The organism is Luteimonas deserti (genome assembly GCF_013425765.1).
Classification (GTDB): Bacteria; Pseudomonadota; Gammaproteobacteria; order Xanthomonadales; family Xanthomonadaceae; genus Luteimonas; species Luteimonas deserti.
Genome location: NZ_JACCJZ010000020.1, coordinates 96791 through 117580 on the forward strand (window position 1 = coordinate 96791; position 20790 = coordinate 117580).

At 69.3% G+C, this 20790-nt stretch carries 23 protein-coding genes; 9 read left to right on the forward strand and 14 right to left on the reverse strand.

Translation table 11 applies throughout. The annotated features are described in order from the left end of the window. Nucleotides 1–67 precede the first annotated feature (67 nt). Together sufB and H0E82_RS13035 are read right to left on the reverse strand one after the other, a co-directional pair. Complete coding sequence (sufB, locus tag H0E82_RS13030) at nucleotides 68–1528, reverse strand: Fe-S cluster assembly protein SufB (RefSeq protein ID WP_180545888.1); 1461 nt, start codon at nucleotides 1526–1528, stop codon at nucleotides 68–70. Nucleotides 1529–1544: 16 nt separating this feature from the next. Continuing rightward, nucleotides 1545–2015 (reverse strand): SUF system Fe-S cluster assembly regulator, encoded by a 471-nt coding sequence (locus tag H0E82_RS13035; protein ID WP_180546561.1) that lies wholly within the window; start codon nucleotides 2013–2015, stop codon nucleotides 1545–1547. Between the two features lie 174 nt (nucleotides 2016–2189). Between H0E82_RS13035 and H0E82_RS13040 the strand changes: the two genes are divergently transcribed. Further along, entirely contained in the window at nucleotides 2190–2672 is a 483-nt protein-coding gene (locus tag H0E82_RS13040) for an SET domain-containing protein (RefSeq protein WP_219338546.1), read from the forward strand. A gap of 12 nt (nucleotides 2673–2684) precedes the next feature. Here the strand turns inward: H0E82_RS13040 and H0E82_RS13045 are convergent, their stop codons facing one another. The 8 genes from H0E82_RS13045 to H0E82_RS13080 form a co-directional block, all read right to left on the reverse strand. Next, entirely contained in the window at nucleotides 2685–3386 is a 702-nt protein-coding gene (locus H0E82_RS13045; protein ID WP_180545890.1) for a Cif family virulence factor, read from the reverse strand. After that, nucleotides 3376–3936 (reverse strand): DUF1439 domain-containing protein, encoded by a 561-nt coding sequence (locus H0E82_RS13050; RefSeq protein WP_180545891.1) that lies wholly within the window; start codon nucleotides 3934–3936, stop codon nucleotides 3376–3378. The genes H0E82_RS13045 and H0E82_RS13050 overlap by 11 nt, the downstream gene beginning before the upstream one ends. 76 nt (nucleotides 3937–4012) lie before the next feature. Beyond that, nucleotides 4013–4447: a hypothetical protein gene (locus H0E82_RS13055; protein ID WP_180545892.1), complete on the reverse strand. Its 435-nt coding sequence runs from the start codon at nucleotides 4445–4447 to the stop codon at nucleotides 4013–4015. 31 nt (nucleotides 4448–4478) lie between these two features. Then, nucleotides 4479–5018: a hypothetical protein gene (locus H0E82_RS13060; protein WP_180545893.1), complete on the reverse strand. Its 540-nt coding sequence runs from the start codon at nucleotides 5016–5018 to the stop codon at nucleotides 4479–4481. A gap of 41 nt (nucleotides 5019–5059) precedes the next feature. Continuing rightward, nucleotides 5060–5653: a M23 family metallopeptidase gene (locus H0E82_RS13065; RefSeq protein WP_180545894.1), complete on the reverse strand. Its 594-nt coding sequence runs from the start codon at nucleotides 5651–5653 to the stop codon at nucleotides 5060–5062. Between the two features lie 59 nt (nucleotides 5654–5712). Continuing rightward, entirely contained in the window at nucleotides 5713–6351 is a 639-nt protein-coding gene (locus H0E82_RS13070) for a tellurite resistance TerB family protein (RefSeq protein ID WP_180545895.1), read from the reverse strand. Nucleotides 6352–6493: 142 nt separating this feature from the next. Continuing rightward, entirely contained in the window at nucleotides 6494–6898 is a 405-nt protein-coding gene (locus tag H0E82_RS13075; protein ID WP_180545896.1) for an HU family DNA-binding protein, read from the reverse strand. 128 nt (nucleotides 6899–7026) lie between these two features. Next, a complete protein-coding gene (locus tag H0E82_RS13080) occupies nucleotides 7027–7464 on the reverse strand; it encodes a DUF2784 domain-containing protein (protein ID WP_180545897.1) in 438 nt (145 codons plus the stop codon). A 110-nt stretch (nucleotides 7465–7574) separates the two neighbouring features. Between H0E82_RS13080 and H0E82_RS13085 the strand changes: the two genes are divergently transcribed. Then, nucleotides 7575–8009: an OsmC family protein gene (locus tag H0E82_RS13085; protein ID WP_180545898.1), complete on the forward strand. Its 435-nt coding sequence runs from the start codon at nucleotides 7575–7577 to the stop codon at nucleotides 8007–8009. A 97-nt stretch (nucleotides 8010–8106) separates the two neighbouring features. Then, entirely contained in the window at nucleotides 8107–8826 is a 720-nt protein-coding gene (locus H0E82_RS13090) for an alpha/beta fold hydrolase (RefSeq protein WP_180545899.1), read from the forward strand. Nucleotides 8827–8830: 4 nt separating this feature from the next. Here the strand turns inward: H0E82_RS13090 and H0E82_RS13095 are convergent, their stop codons facing one another. Beyond that, the gene (locus H0E82_RS13095) at nucleotides 8831–9709 is read right to left on the reverse strand and encodes a PhzF family phenazine biosynthesis protein (RefSeq protein ID WP_180545900.1); all 879 of its coding nucleotides are present in this window, start codon (nucleotides 9707–9709) and stop codon (nucleotides 8831–8833) included. Between the two features lie 24 nt (nucleotides 9710–9733). Continuing rightward, on the reverse strand, nucleotides 9734–10606 hold the full coding sequence (locus H0E82_RS13100; protein ID WP_180545901.1) for a PhzF family phenazine biosynthesis protein: 873 nt from the start codon (nucleotides 10604–10606) through the stop codon (nucleotides 9734–9736). A gap of 138 nt (nucleotides 10607–10744) precedes the next feature. Here H0E82_RS13100 and H0E82_RS13105 point away from each other — a divergent pair, with 138 nt between their 5' ends. The 4 genes from H0E82_RS13105 to H0E82_RS13120 all read left to right on the forward strand — a co-directional run bounded on the left by H0E82_RS13105 (nucleotide 10745) and on the right by H0E82_RS13120 (nucleotide 16481). Then, on the forward strand, nucleotides 10745–13336 hold the full coding sequence (locus tag H0E82_RS13105) for a bifunctional aspartate kinase/diaminopimelate decarboxylase (protein ID WP_180545902.1): 2592 nt from the start codon (nucleotides 10745–10747) through the stop codon (nucleotides 13334–13336). Then, nucleotides 13333–14709, forward strand: coding sequence for a UDP-N-acetyl-alpha-D-muramoyl-L-alanyl-L-glutamate epimerase (gene murL / locus H0E82_RS13110; RefSeq protein WP_180545903.1), 1377 nt, complete (start codon nucleotides 13333–13335; stop codon nucleotides 14707–14709). The genes H0E82_RS13105 and murL overlap by 4 nt, the downstream gene beginning before the upstream one ends. Next, the gene (murD, locus tag H0E82_RS13115) at nucleotides 14690–16129 is read left to right on the forward strand and encodes a UDP-N-acetylmuramoyl-L-alanine--D-glutamate ligase (RefSeq protein ID WP_328797030.1); all 1440 of its coding nucleotides are present in this window, start codon (nucleotides 14690–14692) and stop codon (nucleotides 16127–16129) included. Before murL ends, murD begins: the two co-directional genes overlap by 20 nt. A gap of 121 nt (nucleotides 16130–16250) precedes the next feature. Next, nucleotides 16251–16481 carry a hypothetical protein gene (locus H0E82_RS13120; RefSeq protein ID WP_180545905.1) on the forward strand — a complete coding sequence of 77 codons (231 nt, stop codon included), beginning with the start codon at nucleotides 16251–16253 and terminating at the stop codon, nucleotides 16479–16481. A gap of 15 nt (nucleotides 16482–16496) precedes the next feature. On the opposite strand, the gene H0E82_RS13125 is transcribed toward H0E82_RS13120, so the two are convergent. Beyond that, nucleotides 16497–16742, reverse strand: coding sequence for a helix-hairpin-helix domain-containing protein (locus tag H0E82_RS13125; RefSeq protein WP_180545906.1), 246 nt, complete (start codon nucleotides 16740–16742; stop codon nucleotides 16497–16499). Beyond that, nucleotides 16742–17737, reverse strand: coding sequence for a polyprenyl synthetase family protein (locus tag H0E82_RS13130; protein ID WP_180545907.1), 996 nt, complete (start codon nucleotides 17735–17737; stop codon nucleotides 16742–16744). Before H0E82_RS13130 ends, H0E82_RS13125 begins: the two co-directional genes overlap by 1 nt. 169 nt (nucleotides 17738–17906) lie before the next feature. Here H0E82_RS13130 and H0E82_RS13135 point away from each other — a divergent pair, with 169 nt between their 5' ends. Then, nucleotides 17907–18413 carry a single-stranded DNA-binding protein gene (locus tag H0E82_RS13135; RefSeq protein WP_180545908.1) on the forward strand — a complete coding sequence of 169 codons (507 nt, stop codon included), beginning with the start codon at nucleotides 17907–17909 and terminating at the stop codon, nucleotides 18411–18413. 380 nt (nucleotides 18414–18793) lie between these two features. Next, the gene (locus H0E82_RS13140) at nucleotides 18794–20761 is read left to right on the forward strand and encodes a S9 family peptidase (protein WP_180545909.1); all 1968 of its coding nucleotides are present in this window, start codon (nucleotides 18794–18796) and stop codon (nucleotides 20759–20761) included. Nucleotides 20762–20790 lie beyond the last annotated feature (29 nt).

Consider the following 20790-nt stretch of genomic DNA (forward strand, 5'->3'; position numbering starts at 1 on the left):
TGATCCGGTCGGTGGGGGCGTTTCGAACCACCTTCACCAGGACGGGCCGCTGCGCTGGAACGCAGCGTCAGCCGACGCTGCCTTCGAGCGAGACGTCGAGCAGCTTCTTGGCCTCGACCGCGAACTCCATCGGCAGCTCGCGGAACACCTGCTTGCAGAAGCCGTCGACGATCAGGCTGACCGCGTCCGCCTCGCCGATGCCGCGGGCGCGGCAATAGAACAGCTGGTCGTCGCTGATCTTCGAGGTCGTGGCCTCGTGCTCGACCGTGGCGCCGGGATGCTTGACCTCGATGTAGGGAAAGGTATGGGCGCCGCATTTTTTGCCGATCAGCAGGGAGTCGCACTGGGTGTAGTTGCGCGCGCCCTCGGCGCCGCTGCCTACCTTGACCAGGCCACGGTAGGTGTTCTGGCCGCGTCCTGCGCTGATGCCCTTGCTGACGATCTTCGACTTGGTGCGCTTGCCGACGTGGATCATCTTGGTGCCGGTGTCGGCCTGCTGGCAGTGATGGGTCAAGGCCACCGAATGGAATTCGCCGCTGGAATCGTCGCCCAGCAGCACGCAGGACGGATACTTCCACGTGATCGCCGAACCGGTCTCCACCTGCGCCCACACCACCTTGCTGCGCGCGCCGCGGCATTCCGCCCGCTTGGTCACGAAGTTGTAGATGCCGCCGCGCCCTTCCTCGTCTCCGGGGTACCAGTTCTGCACGGTCGAGTACTTGATCTCGGCATCGTCCAGGGCCACCAGCTCCACCACCGCCGCATGCAGCTGGTTCTCGTCGCGCATCGGTGCGGTGCAGCCTTCGAGGTAGGACACGTAGGCCTGGTCCTCGCAGATGATCAATGTGCGCTCGAACTGGCCGGTGTGGCCGGCGTTGATGCGGAAATAGGTGGACAACTCCATCGGGCACCGCACGCCCTTGGGAATGAAGACGAAGCTGCCGTCCGAGAACACCGCGGAATTGAGCGCCGCGAAATAGTTGTCGCCGACCGGCACCACGCTGCCGAGATACTGCTTCACGAGCTCGGGGTGGTCCTGGATCGCCTCGGACATGGAGCAGAAGATCACTCCCTTCTCGGCGAGTTCCTTCTTGAACGTCGTGCCGACGGAGACCGAATCGAATACCGCGTCGACCGCCACGCCGGCCAGGCGTGCACGTTCGTGCAGGGGCACGCCGAGCTTGTCGTAGGTGTCGAGCAGTTCCTGCGGCACGTCGTCGATCGAGGCGTACTTGGCCTTCGGCGCGGCGTAGTAGCTGATGGCCTGGAAGTCGATCGGCGCGATCGACAGCTTGGCCCAGTGCGGCACCGGCATGGTCAGCCAGTGGCGGTACGCCGCCAGACGCCATTCGGTCATCCATTCGGGCTCGTCCTTCTTCGCCGACAAGGCGCGGACGACGTCCTCGTCGAGACCGGGCGGAAAACTCTCGGATTCGATGTCGGTGATGAAGCCGGCGTCGTAGCGACGGCCGAGCTGGGCGTGGATTTCCCGGTTGGTGTCGGGGGCTTCGATGATCTCGGTGGCCATGGGGCTGCCTACTGTCTTAGGGACGGGCCAGACGGGCGTCGATGCGCCGCGTGCCGCCGTGGGGGGAAAGGGAGCGCGCCCGGGCGGGGTCGCCGAGCATCTGCGCCAGGCTCACAGCGCGCAGGGCGTCGGCCACCACGTCGTTGATGCGCAGCCAGTTGCCGCGCACGCCGCACTGGCTCGAAATCCCGCACTGGCCGTCGTGCAGGCTGCACTCGGTCATCGCCAGGGGGCCTTCGATCGCCTCGACGATCTCGAGCAGATTGATCGCCGACGCCGGCCGCGCCAACCGGTAGCCCCCGTTCGCGCCGCGGAATCCCTCCACGAGGCCGGCCTGGGCGAGCGGCTTGAGGATCTTGCTGACCGTCGGCGCTTCGAGCCCGGACGCATCCGCAAGCTCGGCTGCGCTGGTGATCGACCCGGGTCGCGAGGCGAGCACGGTGGCCACCACGGTCGCGTAGTCGGTGAGCTTGGTGACGCGAAGCACGCGGCGCATCCTGGATCGAAACGGGACCGAAATTGTACGCTTTTGAGTCGGCAGCCTCAATGTACCGGGTCGTGCGATTCAGGCATGCGTTGCGCTGCGAGCGCGCTGCGATGCTGGCAGGGCGCGTGGATGTTGGCCACAATGCCCCGACACCTCCACTGGTTCCCGCGCGCGATGCCGAAGACGAAGCCCAAGAAGAAGATCGAAGCCCGCATGTCGAGCATCCACGGCAACGGCATTTTCGCCACCGAGGCCATCGCCAAGGGCGAGCGGATCATTCGCTACAAGGGCTTCCTGCGCAGTCATGCCGATGTCGACAACGAATACGGCGATCTCGAGGAGGACGGCCATACCTTCCTGTTCACCCTCAACGACGACTACGTCATCGACGCCAACGTCGAGGGCAACATCGCGCGCTGGATCAACCACAGTTGCGACCCGAACTGCGAGGCCGTCGTCGAAGAGGACGCCAAGGATCGGCGCCATAAAGACAAGGTGTTCATCGAGGCCGTGCGTGCCATCGCTGCGGGCGAGGAGCTCACCTACAACTACGGCATCACCCTGGCCGAGCGGCATACGCCGAAGTTGAAGAAGCTGTGGGGCTGCCGCTGCGGCGCCAAGGCCTGCACCGGCACCATGCTCCAGCCCAAGCGCTGAGTGGGATCCGGATCAGGGTGGACCGTCGGCCGGCGCGGCGTCGCGCAGGTCGGCCGCGACGATGCGCCACGCGCGGCGCCCCGTGCCCTCCACGCCTGATGTGCGTAATACGTAGCGGCCTTCGTAACGGCGCATCGTGCCATCCGCCTGCTGCGCGCGCAGGGAGACCGGCACCTCCAGGGTCGCGGCGTCGCCGGCCGCCCGGACGGGGCCGGGCGCGCCGATGTCCACCATGAAGGTGGAGGTCTGCGCGTGGGCGGCGGCGAACTGATCCGGCGATTGCCCGCTGCTTCGTCCTCCGTCCGACCACAACCCATAGGCGCGGCCGTAATCGAGCGCGTTGAGCGCGGCGTAATAGCTGCGGAGCAGGGCGACCCCGTCCTCGGGCGCCGGTGCCTGGACGGCCGGCGCGGCGGCCAGCTCACCCGTCCCGCCCGGCAGGAGCCCTGTCTCGGGATTGTCCTCGAGCGGCAACAGCGCGCCCTCGTCTGCCGCAATCACCGGAATCTCGCCACCGAGCGGCACATCACCTGGCCCGGGCCGGGCCGGCATCCCGGTCACCGCGCCACCGTCGGGAAGCGGCTGCGGCAGGCCGGGATCGGCACTTCCGCCGCGTTGCGGTGGAGGCGCGCCGCCCGCACGGTCTTCGCGGCCGCAGCCGGCGAGCGCCAGTGCAGCCGCGACGAGCAGCGCGGCGGAGCGTTCAGCGCGCAAGTCGCACCACCACACGGCCACTGTCGATGTCCACCGCGCCCACCTGTCGGCCGGTCGGCAGCTTCGACAGCAGGTCGTCGTCGAGCCGGTAGACCGGCTCGCTGCGTGCGTACTCGGCGATCAGGCTGTTGACCACGCCGCGTGCGCCACCACGCAGCAGAGCATTCGCCCCGGGCAGATCGAACTGCAGCAGCTCCGGATCGTCGAGATGCAGGCCGCGGGTGGACGGGTCGTAGCGCAACCCGCTGACCAGCGCGACGCGCCCGGTGCGGCCGTCGGACGCCATGCCGTCCAGCCCGATGTCGAAATCCAGGCGCAACCGGCGATCGCCAGGCGGGATCGACAGGCGCGGATTGTCGAGCCTGACCGACACCAGTCCGCCGACCCGGTCGAACGTACGCGGAAACCGTGCGTCGAGCTGGCGCTGGAGCTGCGGCGCGGTGAACGCCACCTGGTCATTGAGCCAAGCCGATACCACGCCGAGCGACGTGCAGGCGGCCAGGCCGATCAGCAGCACTGTCGCAACACCCAGGGTCAGGCCACGTCGCATTCGGGTCTCCTCGTCACTGTTGACGCACCCTACCTGTACGGAGTGAATGCGATCTGAGCATCGACGCGGCGCACCGTCAGTGCGGCGCTTCCGCCAGCGCCACACGATGCGGTTGCAGCCAGGCGAGCAGCAGGCCGAGCAGCAGCATCGCGACCACGTCCAGGCCGATCTGTTTGAGCGCCAGCGACAGCGGAAACGGCTGCCCCGCGTATGCGAGCAGGTGCCAGGGCAGAAACGACACCAGAGCCAGGGCGAGCCCGAAGCGCGCCCCGTGCCAGCGCTTGCTGCGGACCGGAGGCGGCAGCCAGCGGTACAGCCAGGTCATGCCGAGCCCGAGACTTGCATAGGCGAGCAGGATCCAGCCCACCTGGGCATTGGCCTCCTCGCGCGGACGGAACAGGTGCGCCAGTGCGAGGTAATCGGCACGCAGCAGCACACCGTGTACGAGAAAGCCGAACACCAGCGCGGTGGCCGCGAGGGTCAGGCCGCAGATCCAGAAACGCTTGTCCATCGGAAGACCGTGGCGATAGGGCCCGCGCAGATTAGCGCGCGCCCGGTGACGGATCGATGGACGCCGATGTGATGCGCCATTCGCCGTCGACCCGGCGCAACCGGTAATGCCCGTTGTAGCGGCGCAAAGGGCCGTCGCCGCCGATGCGCATGCGCACCGGAATCTGCAGGGCGGTCGGCGGCGTGCCGGTGTCGAGCGGTTCGGGACGGCCGTTGTCCACGCGGATGCCGGTCACCGGCGTCAGTGCACGCAGGTCGCTCTCGCCCGACGACGCCGGCCGCCCGTCGAGCCAGTAGGCGTCGGCCTGCGCACGGTCCTCTGAAAACAGCGCCGCGAGATAGGCGTGCACCGTGTCCACCGCCTCGACCGTCACGCGTCCGGTTTCGTCCGACGCCTCGCGTGAGGCGGTCGTGGAGGGCGGCCCGCCGTCCGGCAGGGCGCCGCTCGCACCGGCCGCATCGTCTGCAGCGCCCGGCCCGCTCCCTGGTGCGCGTGTGGCCTCGTGCACGGCCAAGGCGATTCCGAGCAGGAGCAGCGTGGCGATGGCCAGCCACCAGCGACGGTGTGACATGCGTGTATCCCCCTCGCCGCGGGCGCGGCCCCGGGCGGATGCTAGCGCGCCGCGTCGCCGCTGTCGGCCCCCGCGCGCAGCAGCGGCAGCGGATCGAATGCTCCGTCGGCGGCATAGATGCCGTAGTGCAGATGCGGGGGCGTGCCGCGCGCGTTGCCGGTGTTGCCGACGGTCCCGATGGCCTCGCCGGCCCGCACGATGTCGCCGACGGAAAGCAGGTCGGCCCAGGCATCGAGATGCGCGTAGTAATGCCGCTGCCGGCCCGGCCCCATGATCCAGACCTGGCGTCCGCCAAGACCCGCATCGCGGACGCCGACCACCAGCCCGTCGGTGGTACTGGTCACCGGCGTGCCGCGCGGCGCGAAGATGTCCACGCCTTCGTGGCGCCGGTCCGCGCCGCGCGGGGCGCCGTAGGTGTCGGCGATGCTGGACGCACGCACGCCCTCGACCGGCACCGGCAAGGATTCGGGCGCCGGCGCGGCCGTCAATGCGGCGATCGCGCGCGGCTTGGCCATGAACGGCTGGTGCCAGCTCCAGTAGGCCGCGGCCGCCAGTACGGCCAGGGTCAGGACCAGGCGCAGCGTGCGACGCAGCTGCGGCGTGTAGTCGCGGCGGGTGGGGGTGGGTGCATCCATGCAGCCACCCTAGCGGCCCGTGTGCGAAGGCGCGGTCGGCGCTCCCGCGCGAGGTCGGCTCAGACCCTGGATGCGGCGCGCACTTCCTCCTCGAGCCGGGTCTTGAGCTCGGGTGCGAGGCGCAGCTGACGGGCCAGTTCGTCGAGGTAGCTGCGTTCCATGAAATTGGTGTCGTCCACCACCAGCACGCTGGCCAGATACATCTCCGAGGCGAGTTCCGGCGTTTGCGCGGCCCCCGCGATGTCCGCCGGATCGAGCGGCTTTTCAAGTTCGGCGTGCAACCACGGCTGGATGTCCGCGCCCGCATCGACGCGGCGGAACTCCGCCTCGATCACTTCGCGCTCGCGTGCATCGAGATGGCCGTCGGCCTTGGCGGCACCAACGAGCGCACGCAGGATCGCTTGGCTGTGCAGATCGACTTGCGGCGGCGGCAGCCGATCGACGGTCTGTGGCGCGGGCGCGCCGGCCCCGGTCTGCTGCCGCTGGTAATCGCCGTAGGCGCGGTAGGCCATCATGCCGATCGCGGCGAGGCCGCCGTAGGTGGCCAGTTTGCGGGTTTTGCGGTTCTTTCCGAGCAGCAGGCCGAGCGCGCCGCCAGTGGCCGCGCCCTTGCCGAAATCGGCGTTGAGCAGACTGGTGCCGGGCGCGCCGCCGGCCTGCGAGGTGAGCAGATGGTTGAGGAATCCCTGGAAGCTCATGTCGGTCTCGTCGATGGCGTGGAGAGGGCCGGGCGCGTGCAGCGGGCCCGGCAGGGGCGACACCGCATGTGGAGATGCGATGCCGCAAACGAAATCGGGACGGCCAAGGCCGTCCCGATCGGGTACGCGCGTGCGCCCTGGATCAGGCGGCGGCGTCCTTGAGCTTCTTCAGCGGACGCACCTTGACCTTGACCGAGGCGGGCTTGGCGGCGAACCACTGCTCTTCCTTGGTGAAGGGGTTGATGCCCTTGCGCTTCGGCTTGGCCGGCACGCTGACCGAGGTGATCTTCAGCAGGCCCGGCAGGGTGAACGAACCCGCGCCCTTCTTGCTGACGGAACCGTGCACGGCGCCTTCGAGCGCGGTGAACACCGAACGCACGTCCTTCGGCGCAAGGCCGGTGGACTCGGCGATGTGCGCGACGAGGCCCGACTTGCTCAGGGCTTCCTTGATCGGCTTCGGCGCGGCCGGCTTGGCGGCAGCTGCTGCCTTCTTCGGCGCAGCCTTCTTGGCCGGGGCTTTCTTGGTGGTGGCCTTCTTCGTTGCCATGGGTCTGTGGTTCCCTCGTCGTATATGGGTGAGTGGTCCGGGCCGAGCGAGCCGGCCAGCGAAATGTAGGGCATCCCGGCACCCCCGCCAATAGGAAACCGCAAGAAATCCAGCGGTTTTCCGCCCGGTCACGGCGGCTTCGGCGGCAAACCGGCACGGTGGCCCGGTGTTTCGAGCGGTGGCCAGCGCCACCAGCCTGCCACGACCACCGCCGCGACAGCGGTATAGGCCAGCACGAATACCCACCACGGCAGCTCGAAAAACAGCACGCGCGACAGCCAGTGGGCGACGAAGGATGCGTCGTATGTCGTCTGCCCGGCATGCGCGCGGAGCTGCTGCTCCCAGACCGTGAGCGGACACAGCCGGCCCAGCCACGCCTGCAGCGCGATGACCAGCACGAGTGCGACATGCAGTCGGCGCAACGCGCGCCGTCGCACCCAGCGCCAGCCCAGGGGCCCGCCGACCGCGAGGGCGAGCGTCATCGCCACGACGAACGCGGCGATCGCCACGTGCAGCGCGAGCACAGCATCGGCGAGGTGTGCGGCAAGGCCGGGCGACAGGTGCATGCGGCCATCCTCGCGCAGGACGCCGTGCCGGCCAAGGGATGCCGCGCCCGGCAACACCGGCGTAACACGGCCGGTTCTAGGCTGCAGGCCCGTCGATCAAGGAGCCACCCATGGGAATCTCACGTCACGCAACCGCCCGCTGGAACGGCGACCTCAAGTCAGGCCGCGGCGCATTGTCCACGCCGCAGAGCGGGCTCATGGACGGTGTGCGGTACGGCTTCAACAGCCGGTTCGGCGACGAGACCGGCACCAACCCGGAAGAACTGATCGCGGCCGCCCACGCCGGCTGCTTCACGATGGCGCTGTCGGCCAAGCTGACGGATGCCGGCTTTCCGCCCGAGTCGATCGACACGCGCGCGGAGGTCGACCTGTCGATGGACGGCGGCCCGCAGCTCAGTGCCATCCGTCTGAAGACACGCGCCAAGGTGCCCGGGATCGACGAGGTCAAGTTCCGCGAAGTGGCCGACGATGCCAAGCAGAACTGTCCCGTGTCCAAGGCGCTCTCGGCCGTCCCGCTGTCGCTGGACGCCGAACTCGACGCCTGACCCGGCGCGCGCGAGGCCCTGCCGTGTCAACGACGCCGCGCCGGCATCCGGCGCGGCTTTTTTCTGGACGCGGGACGCGCATCTGCGACGATGCCGCATGTCGATTTCCTCGATCGAAGTGCTGTCGATCCATGGCGCCGGTGCCGGCGGCTGGGAATGGGCGCTGTGGCGCGCGGTCTTCGAAGCACGCGGGGCGCGGCTGCACGCGCCCGACCTCGAGCCGGCTCGCGACGTGGCCGCGACCCGGTATGAGGACTATCTCTCGCAGGTGTGTGCAGCACTGTCGGCACTGCCGCGTCCCCGTGCCCTGGTCGGCGCCAGTCTCGGCGGGTTGCTGGTCGCCGAGGCCGCCGCCGATGCCGATGCCGATGCGCTGATCCTGGTGAATCCCTTGCCGCCGGCGCCCTGGCATGCGGCGCTACCGGCGCGGACCTGGCCCGAACGGGTGGCCTGGGGCCGCGATGCACGCCTCGCCTCGACGCGTGCGGCGATGCCGGACGCCGATCCCGCTTCGGCGTTGCGTGCGATGCGTGGCTGGCGCGACGAGGCCGGGGCCGTTCTGCAGGCGGCATGGGACGGGCGGCCGGTTCGACGCCCGGCCATGCCGGTGCTGTGTATCGCCTCGCGGGATGATGGCGATGTGCCACCGACGCTGACCCGCGCATTGGCCGACGCCTGGGGCGCGGACTTCGCATGGAGCGGTGCGGGCAGCCACGTCGGCCCGCTTCTGGGACGCCATGCGTTCGAAACGGCGCGATACGCGCACGACTGGCTGCGCGCCCGCTGCCATGCGGGCACGTCGGCAGCATCCGTCTAGGGCCCTACGTCCAGTCGATCGTGCCGCGCACCACGCTCTGGACGCGGCCGCCCGACCAGACATCGCCGGCGGGATCGACGTACAGCTCGATGATCGCGTCGTGCCCCACTTCACGGCCCTGGCTGATGCGGTAGCGTCCGGCTTCGCCGGGAAGGGCATCGCGCGTCGCGAGCCAGGCGGCCAGCGTGGCATTGGCCGCGCCGGACGCCGCGTCCTCGAACTGGCCGGTCGCACCGACGAACGCCCGCACGGCGAGGTGGTAGACGGGATCGGTGCTGCGCGCGAACACGCACAGGCCCATGCTCCCGGTCGCTTCGGCCAGCGCGCCGATGGCGGCCCAGTCGGGCGACGCCGCCCGCAGCTGCGCCTCGCTCGCCAGCTCCGCCAGCCACCAGCGCCGGCCGCCGTCCATCAGCACCGGTGGCAGCGCGCCCAGCGGCAAGGCCGACAGTGCGTCGCGCAGACGTGGATCGTCGGGGCCGGCCGTTTCCATCGCGCGCGCGCGGGGCGTGCGCACGGCGATGGAGCGTTCGCGCCCCGACCCGCTCACCTGCAGCGGCAGCCTGCCGGCGAGGCCGTCCTGCACGAGCACGCCGTCCACGGGCGTCGCCAGCCCGGCGTCGAGCACCACGTGCGCGGTGCCGACACTCGGGTGACCGGCGAACGGTACCTCGCGGCGCGGCGAGAACATCCGGATGCGATAGCTGGCGTCGCCATCGGTGGCCGGAAAGACGAAGGTGGTTTCCGGCAGACGCGTCCAGCGGGCGATCGCCTGCATGGCGTCGTCGTCGAGACCTTCGGCATCGAGGACCACGGCGAGCGGGTTGCCGGCACCGGGCCGGTCGGCGAACACGTCCACCTGGACGAAGCGACGGGACGTCATAAGGGCATCACGCGGCGCGCCAGCTTACCAATCGAGCGTCCCGCGGATCACCGCCTGGACCTGGCCGCCGATCCAGACGTCGCCGTCGTTGTCGACCTCCACCCGAACCCGGCCGTCGCGTCCGAGCTCGCGTCCCTGGCTGGCGACCCAGCGCCTGCCGATATCGCCGAGCCGGTCCTCCGCATGCAGCCAGGCCGCGATGGCGGCGTTGGCGCTGCCGGTCACCGGATCTTCCGGAATGCCGTCGGCCGGGCAGAACGCGCGCACAGCGAGCGCGTGGTCGCCCACGCCCGCGCGACCGAAGATCGCCACACCCACCGCCTCGCTGGCCGTGCACAAGGCGGCGATGGCGGGCAGCGGCGCCCGTGCGGCACGCACCCGGGCGTCCGTGCCGAGATCGAGACACCACCAGTACGGTCCGTTGTCGACCAGCGCATGTCGCGCCCCCGCGGCGCCGAGCGCCTCCAGCACCTCGGCCAGGTCGCCTTCCACGCCGGGCGGATGGGCGTGCATGCGGCCGCGCGGCGCGCGTACGGACACCAGCAGGCCCTGCGCATCGGGCTCGAGCCGCACCGGCAGCCGCCCGGCCGCGCACTGTTGGACAAGGGTCCCCTCGCGGTCCACGGCGAGTCCCTGGTCGAGCGCGGCCCAGGCGGCGCCCACGCTCGGGTGGCCCGCGAACGGCAGTTCCTGGCGCGGAGTGAAGATGCGCACCCTGTAATCGGCGCCGGCCCCGGGCGGCAACAGGAAGATGGTTTCCGACAGGTTGGTCCAGTTGGCGATGGCCTGCATGGCTCGCGTGTCGAGGTCCCCGGCGTCCACGACCACCCCGAGCGGGTTGCCGCTGCCGGGACGCGCGGCGAAGACATCGAGCTGCAGGTAGCGGCGGCGGGGCATGGCGGGGGTCTCCGGGACGGTGGTGTGCTTTAGAATCGTGCGCCCGCCGCGACGCGCGATCGAGCGCGGCCATCCTACCGGCCGGGCGTGTCCGGCCGTCCGGTTGCCTGTCGATATTTCTCCGAGATTCCGCCCACGATGTCCTCTCTCCCTGTCGATCGCTGGATCGTGCTCAAGTTCGGCGGCACCTCGGTGTCGCGTCGCCACCGCTGGGACACCATCGGTCGGCTGGCGAAACGGCGCGCGGACGAGCACCAGGCACGTGTGCTGGTGGTGGTGTCCGCGCTGTCGGGTGTGACCAACGAACTCACCGCGATCGCCGATGGCGCGGCCGATGCGGGCACGCGCGGCGCGGCGCTGGTCGAGCGGCACCGCGCGTTCGCCACGGAACTCGATCTCGATGTCGACCAGGTGCTGGGCCCGCGCCTCGCCGCCCTGCAGGCGCTGGTCACCGATACGCGCGCGGCGACGCGCACGCTGGACTGGCAGGCCGAGGTGCTGGGGCAGGGCGAGTTGCTGTCGTCGACGATCGGCGCGGCCTACCTCGCGGCGCAGGGCCTGGATTTCGGCTGGTGCGATGCGCGCGACTGGCTCACCGCGGTGGCGCTGCCGAACCAGAGCGACTGGGCGTCGCGGCTGTCGGTGAACTGCAAGCGTGAACCCGACGGCGACTGGCGCGCGCGGTTCGCGGGTCAGGCGCCGCGGATGCTGCTGACCCAGGGGTTCATCGCCCGTCACGGCGATGGCGGCACGGCGATCCTCGGGCGCGGCGGTTCCGATACCTCGGCCGCCTACTTCGGCGCGCTGCTCGGCGCACGCCGCGTCGAGATCTGGACCGACGTGCCCGGCATGTTCAGCGCCAACCCGCGCGATGTGCCCGATGCGCGCCTGCTCACACGGCTGGATTACGCCGAGGCGCAGGAAATCGCGACCACCGGCGCCAAGGTGCTGCATCCGCGTTCGATCAAGCCCTGCCGCGATGCCGGTGTGCCGATGGCGATCCTCGACACCGAGCGCCCGGACCTGCCGGGCACCGCGATCGACGCGAGCGCCGAGCCGGTGCCGGGCGTCAAGGCGATCAGCCGCCGCAACGGCATTGTGCTGGTGTCGATGGAAGGCATCGGCATGTGGCAGCAGGTCGGCTTCCTCGCCGACGTGTTCGAGCGCTTCAAGCGCCACGGCCTGTCGGTGGATCTGATCGGCTCGTCCGAGACCAATGTCACCGTGTCGCTGGATCCGAGCGAGAACCTCGTCAGCACCGACGTGCTGGCGCGACTCAGCGACGATCTGGCCGAGATCTGCCGGGTCAAGGTCATCGCCCCATGCGCGGCGATCACCCTGGTCGGCCGCGGCATGCGCTCGCTGCTGCACAAGCTGTCGGATGTCTGGGCCACGTTCGGCAAGGAACGCGTGCACCTGATCTCGCAGTCGTCGAACGATCTCAACCTGACCTTCGTCATCGACGAGGCCGACGCCGACGGTCTGCTGCCGGTGCTGCATGCCGAGCTGATCGACAGCGGCGCGATGCCGGTGCACGACGACACGGTGTTCGGCCCCAGCTGGCGCGAGATCGCGCATGGCCGCCGCGAACGTGCGCCGCAGTGGTGGCAGGGCGCGCGCGAATCGCTGCTGGCGCTGGCCGAGCCCGGCCGGCCGCATTACGTCTATCACCTGCCGACCGTGCGCGAGCGCGCCGCTGCGTTGTCGACGGCCGATGCGATCGACCGCCGTTTCTTCGCGATCAAGGCCAATCCGCATCCGGCGATCCTGCGCACGCTGGTCGAGGCCGGCTTCGGTCTGGAATGCGTGTCGCAGGGCGAGCTCGAACATGTGTTCGAGGTGCTGCCGGATCTCGAACCCAGCCGCGTGCTGTTCACGCCGAGCTTCGCGCCGCGTGTCGAATACGCCGCTGCCTACGCACGCGGCGTCACCGTGACCGTCGACAACGTCGAAGCGTTGCGCAGCTGGCCCGAGGTGTTCCGCGGCCGCGACCTGTGGCTGCGTCTCGATCTGGGCCGCGGCGACGGCCACCACGCCAAGGTCGTCACCGGCGGCGCGGCGTCGAAGTTCGGCCTGCCGCTGGGCGCGTTCGATGCGTTCCTGATCGCGGCCGAAGAGGTCGACGCGCGCATCACCGGCATCCACGCGCATCTGGGCAGCGGCATCGAGACCGTCGCGCACTGGCGCGAGGTCTATGCCGAACTGGCCGGGTTCGCCGATGCGGTCGGCACCGTCGACACGATCGACATCGGCGGCGGGCTGCCGATTCCGTATCGCCCCGACGACGTTCCGTTCGACATCCCGGCCTGGGCGGCGGGCCTGGCGGCGATCAAGGCCGAGTACCCGCGCTATCGCCTGGCGATCGAGCCGGGCCGTTATCTCGTCGCCGAAGCCGGCGTGCTGCTGACGACCGTGACCCAGGTCGTCGACAAGCTGGGCACGCGCCGCGTCGGTGTCGATGCGGGCATGCACAGCCTGATGCGGCCGGCGCTGTACGACGCCTGGCACGGCATCCACAACCTGACCCGGCTCGACGACGCGGACGAGACGACGGTCGAGATCGTCGGCCCGATCTGCGAATCCAGCGACGTGTTCGGCACGCGCCGCAAGTTGCCGGCCGCGACCCGCGAAGGCGACACCGTGCTGATCGCCGACGCCGGCGCCTACGGCTTCGTCATGGCCAATACCTACAACCTGCGGCAGCTGCCGCAGCAGGATGTTCTGGAATGAGTGTCGTCTTCGACCGCAATGCGGTCCGCAGTTTCCGCTTCATCGATTGCGATCTCGACGCCGCGACCGGCGTCGCGCGCCTGCGCTACGCCTTCGACGACGGCCCCGAACTGATCGAAACCGTGACCGTGCCGGGCGCGCCGTTCGAACTCGACGCCGCGCGTACCGAAGCCGCGACGCAGGCACTGCGTCTGCTGCACCTGATCGCCGGCGTCAGCTACTACAAGGCCGCGGTGCCGACGGACATCCGCATCGAGGGTTATGCGATCGATGCCGAGACCGCGGCGCTGCTCGAGGACGTGTACGTGCACGGACTCGGCGAGTTCGCGTATCGCAACGGCCTGGACCTGCACGGCAAGATCCGCTTTCCGCATGACGCATCCGCGAATGCAGAAGCGCCCGCGCTCGGCCTGCGCACGCATGCGCTGGTCGCGATCGGCGGCGGCAAGGATTCGCTGGTGTCGATCGAAGCGCTGCGCGCGCTGGACATCGAACAGACCGTCAGCTGGATCGGCGGCTCGCAGCTGATCCGCGTCTGCGCCGAGCGCACCGGCCTGCCCACGCTCAACATCGGCCGCCAGATCGCGCCGGAACTGTTCGAGTACAACCGCCAGGGCGCGTGGAACGGGCACATCCCGGTCACCGCGATCAATTCGGCGATTCTCGTGCTGGCCGCAGTGCTGCACGGCGTGGACCAGGTGGTGTTCTCCAACGAGCGCTCGGCCAGCTACGGCAGCCTGATCAGGGATGCGTCGGGCGGCGAGACGCGCGAGGTGAATCACCAGTGGTCGAAGGGCTGGGCGTTCGAGCGCGCGTTCGGCGATCACGTGCAGGCGCGCGTGGCCGCGGACCTGCATTACTACTCGCTGCTGCGGCCGCTGTCGGAACTCGCGGTCGCGCGCCAGTTCGCGAAAACCGATCGCTACGATGCGCATTTCTCCAGCTGCAATCGCAACTTCCACCTGCTCGGCGAGCGGCCGGTGAACCGCTGGTGCGGCATCTGCCCGAAGTGCCATTTCGTGTTCCTGGCGCTCGCGCCGTTCATGCCCAAGCCGCGTCTAGTGGCGATCTTCGGCCGCAACCTGCTCGATGACGCGTCGCAGGTACCGGGCTTTGATGCCCTGCTCGAATACCAGGACCACAAGCCCTTCGAATGCGTCGGCGAAGGCCGCGAATCGCGCGCGGCGATGGCGGCGCTGGCGAAGCGTCCGGAGTGGCGCGAAGACGCGATCGTTGCGCGCTTCGCCCGCGAGATCGCACCGCAGCTCGATGTCGGCGAGCTGGATGTGGCCGGCTTGCTGGTCGTCGAGGACGACGCGCACCGCATTCCCGGCGCGCTGTGGGACCGCCTGCGTGCGCATCTCGCAGCTTGAGGCGGTCGCCGCCGACGGCGGCCGCATCGCGCTGTGGGGTTGGGGCCGCGAAGGGCGCGCGGCGTATGCGGCGCTGCGCGCCGCGCGGGATTCAGGATTCGGGATTCGGGATTCGGTCGCACTGCCGCTGACTGTGTTCTGCACGGCGGACGAAACGGCCGAAGTAAGCGGTCTCGGCGATCCGTTGCTGCAGGTCGAGACGATGGCCAGCAGCGAACACCTGGCGCGCTTCGACGTGATCATCAAATCGCCGGGGATCAGCCCGTACCGGCCCGAGGCGATGGCGGCCGCTGCGCGGGGCACGCGTTTCATCGGCGGCACAGCGCTGTGGTTCGCCGAACGTGCCGCTGCCGGCGCCATCGCGCCCGGCACGGTCTGCGTCACCGGCACCAAGGGCAAGAGCACCACCACCGCACTGCTCGCCCATCTGCTGCGCGCGCACGGCCTGCGCACCGCGCTGGCGGGCAACATCGGCCTGCCGCTGCTGAAGCTGCTCGATGCGCAGGCGGACGCCTGGGCGATCGAACTGTCGAGTTATCAGACCGGCGATGTCGCGGCCGGCGGTGTACGGCCCGACGTCGCGGTGGTCACCAACATCTTTCCCGAACACCTCGACTGGCACGGCAGCGAGGCGCAGTACATCGATGACAAGCTGGCGCTGGTCACGCGGGCGCGGCCGCGCATCGCCGTGCTCAATGCCAATGATCCGCGGCTCGCCGCGCTGGTGCTGCCGGACAGCGAGATCCGCTGGTTCGGCACGCCGGAAGGCTGGCATCTGCGCGGTGACGTCCTGCATCGCGGAGACACGGCGGTCATTGAAACATCGGGTCTTCCGCTGCCCGGCCGGCACAACCGCGGCAATCTTTGCGGTGTGCTGACCGCGATCGAAGCCTTGGGCATCGACGCCGCGCCGCTGGCCGCGGCCGCTGCCGGTTTCGTGCCGCTGCCGCATCGCCTGCAGCCGCTGGGCACGCGTGATGGCGTGCTGTGGGTCAACGATTCGATCAGCACGACGCCGCATGCGAGCCTCGCCGCACTCGATGTCTATCGCGATCGTCGCGTCGCGTTGCTGGTGGGTGGCCACGACCGCGGCCTCGACTGGCAGGCATTCGCGGATGCAATGCGCAGCGGCGCGCCGCACGCGATCGTGACGATGGGCCAGAACGGCCCGCGCATCTTCGATCTGCTCGCCCCGGTCGCGCGCGATGCCGGGTTCGAGCTGGCGTCCGCCGACGATCTCGAATCGGCAGTCGCGCAGGCACGCGCGGCGCTGCACGGCGAGGGCGCGCTGCTGCTGTCGCCCGGCGCGCCGAGTTTCGGTGCCTACCGCGACTACACCGCGCGCGGTCGCCATTTCGCCGCGCTGGGCGGATTCGATCCGGACGCGATCACGGCGATTCCGGGGATCGGCATCGTCTGACGCGGCGTGGTCGGTCGCGCCGCAGGCTCGGTCTGTCGCCGGCTTTCCGCGTTCCGTCGGATTGCCGTCTCCGTGCGCGGCCGGGCTGCGAGACTGGACGCCCATCGAACAGGACGTCGACATGGATCGAAACGAACGCAATGCACGCGCCTGGCAGAGCCCCGACAACTGGATCGGCCCGCGCTGGCTCGGTCTCTACCGCGCCGCGGACGATGACCGGCTGTGGGTGCCGAAGGTCCCACGCGTGCTGGGCTGGACGATCAATCTCGCCAAGCCGGTGGGCGTGGCGATGCTCGTGATCCTGATCGTCACCCCGCTGGGGATCATGGGCGGCTACGCGATGCGCGGATGATGGTGTACGACAGGCCTATGCAACGTCGCGATGCGACAGCGCCACGTCGATCGCTGCCGAAATTGCGGCGCGTGCCTGCGGGCTGTTGCGCCAGCAGGTCGTGCCGAGCATTGCTGCGACCTGCGCTGTGACTTCAGTGGCATCGGCTTTCGACAGTTGCGCGAGCGTGCTGTAGCCGATCTGTTCGAGTCTTGAGATTACGGTCGGGCCGACGCCTTTCGCACCGAGCAGCAGCGCACGTTCCGCGGCGCCGAATGCCATCAGTGCCCGCGTTCGACTGCATAGCGCGCCAGGCCGCGCAACGCGGCGACGGCGTCGTTGTCGCCGAGTCCGGCTAGCGCACGCTCGGCCGCCTCGGCGTACTCGAACGCGCGGGCGCGGCTGTAGTCGAGGCTGCCAGCGGCGTCGATTGCGGCCAGCACGTCGGGCAACGCGTCGATGTTGCCGGTCTCGATGGCCTCACGCAGGCGTGCCTGCACTTCCGGCGTGGCCTGCGCCATGGCGTGGATCAGCGGCAGCGTGGCCTTGCCTTCGGCGAGGTCGTCGCCGAGGTTCTTGCCCAGCGCGTCGGCATCGCCCGAATAATCGAGCACGTCGTCGGCGATCTGGAACGCATAGCCGAGCTGCATGCCGTAGTCGTACAGCGCCTGTTGCGTGACTTCGTCCGCGCCGGAGGCCAGCGCGCCGAGCCGGGTGCCGGCGGCGAACAGCACCGCGGTCTTGCGCTCGATGACGTTGAGATACGCCGCCTCGTCGGTGTCCGGATTGCGCACGTGCAGCAGCTGCAGCACTTCGCCCTCGGCGATGCGGTTGGTGGTGTCGGCGAGGATGCGCATGACCGGCATGCGGTCGAGTTCGACCATCAACTGGAAGCTGCGCGAATACAGGAAATCGCCGACCAGCACGCTGGCCGCATTGCCCCAGATCGCGTTCGCCGTGCTGCGGCCGCGGCGCAGGTCGGACTCGTCGACCACGTCGTCGTGCAGCAGGGTCGAGGTGTGGATGAACTCGACGATCGCCGCCAGCTGGTGGTGCTCGGCACCGATCGTGCCGGTCGCGCGGCCGGCCAGCATCACCAGCATCGGCCGCAGGCGCTTGCCGCCCGCCGAGACGATGTGTTCGGCGACCTGGTTGATCAACACCACGTCCGAGGCCAGGCGGTCGCGGATCAGCGCGTCGATCGCAGCCATGTCGCCGGCGGCGAGGGCCTGGATCGCCGGCAGGTCGAGCCGGGCGGGCGGGGAGATCGTATTCATGCGGTGTCCGGGACGGTCAGCGCGGGAATTATAGGAGAGCCCCGACAGCGGAGCGCGACGGACGCCCACGCCGGGGGGCGTGGCGGCCGGAAGGCGTCACCGCCCGGCTATACTTCACTGTTCGCGAACCCACGCCGGCGGCGCACCGGCGCACTCCCAAGGACTCCTCATGGCCCGCGGCATCAACAAAGTGATCCTGGTCGGCAACCTCGGCAACGACCCCGATACCAAGTACACCCAGGGCGGCATGGCCGTGACCCGTATCAGTCTCGCCACCACCAGCGTGCGCAAGGACAAGGACGGCAACCAGCAGGAACGCACCGAGTGGCATCGCGTGGTGTTCTTCGGCAAGCTCGGCGAGATCGCCGGCGAGTACCTGCGCAAGGGCAGCCAGGTCTACGTGGAAGGGTCGCTCCGCTACGACAAGTACACCGGGCAGGACGGCGTGGAGAAGTATTCCACCGACATCATCGCCGACGAGATGCAGATGCTCGGCGGACGCGGCGAGGGCGGCGGCGGGGGCGGTGGCAACTACGATCGCGGCAGCCGGCCGCAGCGTTCGGGCGGCGGCGATGCGCCGCAGCAGCGCAGTGCGCCGCCGTCGCGCCAGTCCGCGCCGCAGCAGCAGCGGCCCGCGCCGATGGACGACTTCTCGGACGACGATATTCCGTTCTGAGGAGCTTCGCAGACGCTGGTGTCTCAAGAGCCCCGATCTGAGGGGCTCTCTCGTTCTGGACGGCCGCTGCAGCGACTCCGCGCACCTCAGCGCCGGTGCACATTGCCAGCCGTGCCGGGCCGTGCGAGCAACTTCGGTGCGCTGACCCGTTGGGCGCGACAGTTGGTCCGCCGCACAGAGAATCGCAGCTTGTCCGTAGACATGCCGGTGCATTCGCGAATGCCGCCTGGACGCAGCACAGGCAGCTCCAGCCCGCGTTGCCGATGCGGGCGCAGCCGTGAGGGGCTGCGTGCACGGCGTGACGTCCGGGCATCCTGCCGTTAGGATCGGCGACGCGGCGTCGCTCATGGGGACGTCACCGCCACCGCAAGGAGAGAAGAATGGTCCGCAAGGGAGTGTTGAGCGTGTTTCTGGCGTTGGCGTGCGCGGTCGGCGTGAACGCACGTGCGCAAGTGGATCTGGCCGCGTTCGTGGCCGAGGACAACATCCAGAACATCAAGATCTCGCCGAGCGGCGAGTATTTCGCTGCGACACTTCCGAGTGGCGGGCGCACTGTCATCGGGATATTGAATCGAAAGGACCAGACAATCGTCGGCAGCTTCTCCCTGCCCAAGAACACCCACATCGCGGATTTCTGGTGGGCCAGTGACGACAGGCTGTTGTTCGGATTGAGCGAACAGTGGGGCGCGCGCGATTTCCCGCTGCGTACTGGCGAGCTCTACGCCATGAATGTGGATGGCACGCGCGCCCAGTTGCTGGTCGGACAGCGTGTGCGGTCTTCCACCCTGGGTTCGAACATTCGCACCGGCGCGAAAGAGGAGCTGGTTTTCGCGTGGCCGATCGACATGCTGCGGCATGATCCGCGCCATGTTCTCGTCGGCGTTTCCCCGTTCGGTGGCGACGCCTACACGCGCGTGGAGCGCATGGAGATCTACACCGGGCGCCGCTCTGTGGTAGCCACTGTGCCGGTTCCGCGTGCGGAGTTCGTCACCGACGGCAGTGGCGAGGTGCGCTTCGCAGCCGGCGCGCGTGCCGACAACCTCAGCGAACTCTATTACCGGGAGGGGCGCGGCAGCGACTGGCGTCTGATCAACCGGGAGGCCGATTCCGGGCGCATCGAGCTGCCTCTCGGTTTCTCAGCGGACGGACGCACTGCGTACCTGCGCGCGACCCAGCCCGCAGGTCCCGACGCCATCATCGCGTTCGACGTCGCGACAGGCGAGCGGCGCGAGGTGGTCCGTGACGCCGTCCGAGATCCCGACGTGATCTACCGTCCCGGGACCGGCATTCCGGTCGGAGCGTCGATACCCGGGACCAAACCCCGTCTTGTCATGTTCGATCAGGAGTCCGAAGACGCGCGTTTCTGGCGCATGCTCGCGGAGGCGTTCCCGGACCACGCGATCGAGGTTGCATCGGCCACCTCCGACGGCGGCAGCAAGCTTCTGCTGGCCACCAGTGACGTGGATCCCGGCAGCTTCTATGTCTATGACGCCGTCGCCAAGAGTGCGTCGTACGTACTCGCGCGCCGGGACAAGTTGGACCCCACGCAGATGGCGTCGATGCGGCCCATCACGCTCCAGGCGCGCGATGGACTGCCGCTGCACGGGTATCTCACGACGCCCGCGGGCGCGGCGCCGGGTCAGCCTGCACCGCTCGTCGTGCTCCCGCACGGAGGGCCGTTCGGAATCGTCGACGAGTGGGAGTTCGACAGCGACACCCAGCTCCTGGCACAGGCAGGGTATGCCGTTCTTCGGGTCAACTTCCGCGGTTCGGGTGGCTACGGCCGGAGCTTCCAGTCCGCGGGAGCCCGTCAATGGGGTCGCACGATGCAGGACGACCTGACCGATGCGACCCGATGGGCCATTGCCGAAGGCCATGCCGATGCGGGACGCATCTGCATTTACGGTGCCAGTTATGGCGCCTACGCGGCGCTCATGGGCGTCGCGCGCGAACCAGAGCTCTATCGCTGCGCCGTGGGTTACGTCGGCGTCTACGACCTGCAACTGATGCGTGGCAACGAGCGCGGTGGTGGGCGGTGGGTGCGGAGCTGGTACGACGAGTGGGTGGGCACTGATGTGCAACAACTCGCCGACACGTCGCCGACGCGACTCGCGAACCGCATCAAGACGCCCGTGCTGCTGGTCGCCGGTGGCGAAGACGAGGTGGCACCGGTCGAGCACACGCGCCGGATGGAGCGCGCGCTGCGCAGTGCAGGTGTGCCGGTCGAGACCCTGTATGTGAGGAACGAGGGGCATGGCTTCTATCAGCCGGAGAACAGGCGTGCGTACTACACGCAGCTGCTCGACTTCCTTGCCGGCCACCTCGGCGGGCAGCGGGCTGCTCGCTAGCGCCATCCGCATCTTTCCTGAGCAGCCGG